The organism is Ruegeria sp. YKSF57, assembly GCF_059612585.1.
On record NZ_JBXWQW010000104.1, the window covers coordinates 1 to 4,088 of the forward strand.

General features: G+C 63.6%; 3 protein-coding genes. All 3 read left to right on the plus strand.

The annotated features are described in order from the left end of the window. Positions 1 to 156: 156 nt before the first annotated feature. From AC2FLX_RS21945 to phnY, 3 genes are read left to right on the plus strand one after another with little or no spacing between them, the layout of a single operon-like run. Positions 157 to 1,344: a 2-aminoethylphosphonate--pyruvate transaminase gene (locus tag AC2FLX_RS21945; RefSeq protein ID WP_496811431.1), complete on the plus strand. Its 1,188-nt coding sequence runs from the start codon at positions 157 to 159 to the stop codon at positions 1,342 to 1,344. Between the two features lie 22 nt (positions 1,345 to 1,366). Beyond that, positions 1,367 to 2,611, plus strand: a complete 1,245-nt coding sequence (gene phnA / locus AC2FLX_RS21950) for a phosphonoacetate hydrolase (protein ID WP_496875563.1) — start codon at positions 1,367 to 1,369, stop codon at positions 2,609 to 2,611. A 3-nt stretch (positions 2,612 to 2,614) separates the two neighbouring features. Then, positions 2,615 to 4,078 carry a phosphonoacetaldehyde dehydrogenase gene (phnY, locus tag AC2FLX_RS21955; protein WP_496875564.1) on the plus strand — a complete coding sequence of 488 codons (1,464 nt, stop codon included), beginning with the start codon at positions 2,615 to 2,617 and terminating at the stop codon, positions 4,076 to 4,078. The last annotated feature ends 10 nt before the right edge of the window (positions 4,079 to 4,088 follow it).

Sequence of the window (4,088 nt, forward strand, 5' to 3'; positions counted from 1 at the left end):
GCGACGTTGTGGAATGCTTTGAGTTGGCTGTATCCCATGGGTTTGGTTTTGTTTGGATGTATAGGTTTGTTTTATTGTTTGATCGTTTTTATCAATTTTTCACAATGGTTTTGTTGGGGCAATAGTTTCTGCGATGTTTCTTTTGGAGACCGCGTCATGAGCACGCCCGCGCCCGAGATTGAAGCCCCCCGGCTGGGGGAGCCGTATTTGTTGACCCCCGGTCCGCTGACCACGTCCTGGCCGGTCAAGCAGGCGATGCTGCGGGACTGGGGCAGCTGGGATGACGATTTCCGGGCGATGACGCGGGAGCTGCGCGCCGGTCTTCTGGCGCTGCTGGGCGAGGGGGGCGAGGAGTTCGACTGCGTGCCGATGCAGGGTTCGGGCAGTTTCGCGGTCGAGGCGATGCTGGGCTCGTTCATTCCGCGGGATGGCAAGGCGCTGGTTCTGGCCAACGGCGCCTATGGGCTGCGTTCGGCGCTGACGCTGAAGTATCTGGGGCGCGATCACGTGGTTCTGGACAAGGGCGATTACCTGCCGCCGCGCGGGCCGGAAGTGGCGCGCATCCTGGCCGAGGATCCGGCGATCAGCCATGTGGTGGCGATCCATTGCGAGACCTCGTCGGGCATCCTGAACCCGGTCGAGGAGATTTCCGAGGCGGTTTATGGGGCGGGGCGCAAGCTGTTGATCGATTCGATGTCGGCCTTTGGCGCGATCGATCTGAAGCCGTCCGGGATCCGCTATGAGGCGATGGTGTCCTCGGCCAACAAATGCATCGAGGGGGTGCCGGGGTTCGGCTTTGTCATCGCCCGCAGGGAGGCGCTGGCGGCGGCCGAGGGCAACAGCCATTCGCTTTGCCTGGATGTGCACGCGCAATGGGCGCACATGAACAGGACCGGGCAGTGGCGGTTCACGCCGCCCACCCATGTGGTGGCCGCGTTTCTTGAGGCGCTGAGGGCGCATGCCGCCGAGGGCGGGGTTGCCGGGCGCGGCGCGCGCTATGGGCGCAACCGCGACGTGATGGTGGCGGGGATGCGCGAGCTGGGCTTCGAGACCTTGCTGGACAGTCGCTGGCTGAGCCCGATCATCGTCACCTTCTTCTGCCCGGCGGATGCGAATTTCGTCTTTGGCCGGTTTTACGAGCTGATGAAGGACAAGGGGTTCATCATCTATCCGGGCAAGTTGACGGTTGTGGACAGTTTCCGCATCGGCTGCATCGGGCAGATGGACGAGCACGTGATGCGGCGGGTCGTGGCCGCCGCCAGGGAAACGCTGGCCGAGATGGGGGTTGCAAGCGCCGCCCCTCCGGCCGCCGCACTGCAAGAGCGCGCCAAGCTGGCCGCCTGAAGAAGATCGAGGAAAGCAAGAGATGACCATTCATACCCCCGTCGAAGCGAATGCGCGGGTCTATCCGACGCCGAAAGTGCCCGCGATTGCCATCTGCCTGGATGGGTGCGAGCCGGAATATCTGGACGTGGCGATTGCCAGGGGGCTGATGCCCAATCTCAAGCGGATGCGCGAGGCGGGCACCGACCGGCTGGCGCATTCGGTGATCCCGTCGTTTACCAATCCCAACAACCTCAGCATCGCCACCGGCCGTCCGCCAAGCGTGCACGGCATCTGCGGCAACTACCTGATCGATCCGGACAGCGGCGAAGAGGTGATGATGAACGACGTGCGCTTCCTGCGCGCGCCGACGATCTTTTCGCAGTTCTACGAGGCGGGTTACCGCGTGGCGATGGTGACCGCCAAGGACAAGCTGCGCGCGCTTCTGGGCTCGGGGCTGAAGTTCGACGAGGGCAGGGCGGTGGCGTTTTCGTCGGAACGCGCGGGCGAGACCACGCTGGCCGGGCACGGCATCGACAATGCCAGCGCCTGGCTGGGCATGCCGGTTCCGGACGTCTATTCGGCGGAGCTCAGCGAGTTTGTCTTTGCCGCCGGGGTCAAGCTTCTGAAAGAGTTCAAACCCGACGTGATGTACCTGTCGACCACCGATTACATCCAGCACAAGTTCGCCCCTGACCAGCAGGGTGCACTGGATTTCCATGCCATGTTCGACCGCTACCTGGGCGAGCTGGACGCGCTGGGGGCGGCCATCGTGGTGACCGCCGATCACGGCATGAAGCCCAAGCATCACGCTGACGGCTCGCCCAACGTGATCTATGCGCAGGACCTGCTGGACGAGTGGCTGGGAGAGGGCGCGGCGCGGGTGATCCTGCCGATCACCGATCCTTATGTGGTCCATCACGGCGCGCTGGGATCGTTCGCCACCGCCTATCTGCCCGAAGGCGCCGACCAGGCCGACATCATGGCGCGGCTTGAGGCGCGCGACGAGCTGATCCTGGTCATCGACAAGGCGGAGGCGATCCGGCGGTTCGAGCTGCCGGGCGACCGGATCGGCGACATCGTGATGATCTCGGGCGAGAACATCTGCATCGGCACCTCGGAGCATCGCCACGACCTGGCGGCGCTGAAGGAGCCGCTGCGCAGCCACGGCGGGTTGACCGAGCAGGAAGTGCCCTTCATCGTCAACCGCCGGATCGAGCTGCCGGACGCGCCGGTTCTGCGCAACTTCGATGCCTTCTTCTATGCCACGACAGCCGCGGCGGTATAAGCTATGAAAGACCAGACCATGTCCAATACCCGGATCCGCAACGAGGGAATGCGCATCGGCGGTGAGATCGTCTTTACCGACGAGACCGTGCCGGTCCACTATCCCTATACCAACGAGGTGGTCGGCTATGTCCCTGCCGGCACCGCGGAACACGCCCGCAAGGCATTCGAGATCGCGGCGAATTACACCCCGAAACTGACCCGGTACGAGCGCAGCCGGATCCTGCAGCGCGCGGGCGAGCTGATCGGCGAGCGGCGCGACTATCTGGCCAAATGGCTGGTGCTGGAGCTGGGCATCTGCCACCAGCACGCGATCTACGAGACCAAGCGCGCGCAGGATGTCTATCAGTTTGCCGCCGCAGAGGCGCTGAAGGACGATGGCGAGATCTTTTCCTGCGATCTCACCCACAACGGCAAGGCGCGCAAGATCTTCACCATGCGCGAGCCGGTGAACGCAATCTCCGCGATCACGCCGTTCAACCACCCGCTCAACATGGTCAGCCACAAGATCGCGCCGTCGATCGCCACCAACAACTGCATGGTCTGCAAGCCGACCGAGCTGACACCGCTGACCGCGCTGACGCTGGCCGACATCCTGTACGAGGCCGGGCTGCCGCCCGAGATGTTCCAGGTGGTCACCGGCTGGCCCGGCGATATCGGCGACGAGATGATCACCAACGGGCATATTGACATCATCACCTTCACCGGCGGCGTGCCGGTGGGCAAGATGATCGCCGAAAAGGCCGCCTACAAGCGCTCCGCGCTGGAGTTGGGGGGCAACGACCCGCTGATCGTGCTGAACGATCTTTCCGATGCCGACCTGGACAAGGCCGCCACCATCGCCGTGGCCGGGGCCACCGGCAATTCCGGCCAGCGCTGCACCGCGATCAAGCGCATCCTGGTACAGGAAAGCGTGGCCGACCGCTTTGTGCCGCTGGTGCTGGAGAAGGCGCGCGCGATCAAATTCGGCGACCCGCAGGATCCCGAAACGGAACTGGGCTGCGTCATCCACGACAAGGCCGCCGAGCTGTTCGAGAACCGCGTCCTGATGGCCGCGGCCGCGGGCGCCGAGATCCTCTATCACCCGCCGCGCCAGGGCGCGCTGCTGCCGCCCATCGTGGTCGACCGCGTGCCCCATGACAGCGAACTGGTGATGGAGGAAACCTTTGGCCCCATCATCCCGATCGTGCGGGTTCCCGACAATGACGACGAGGTGATGAGGATCTCGAACTCCACCCAGTTCGGCCTCAGCTCGGGCGTCTGCACCAACGACCTGAACCGCGCGATCGCATTTATCAACGGCCTCAACGTGGGTACCTGCAACATCTGGGAACAACCCGGATACCGCATCGAAATGTCCCCCTTCGGCGGCATCAAGGACAGCGGAAACGGCGTAAAAGAAGGCGTCATCGAAGCCATGAAGTTCTTCACAAACGTCAAAACATACTCCCTGCCATGGCCAACATGATAAACTGGGA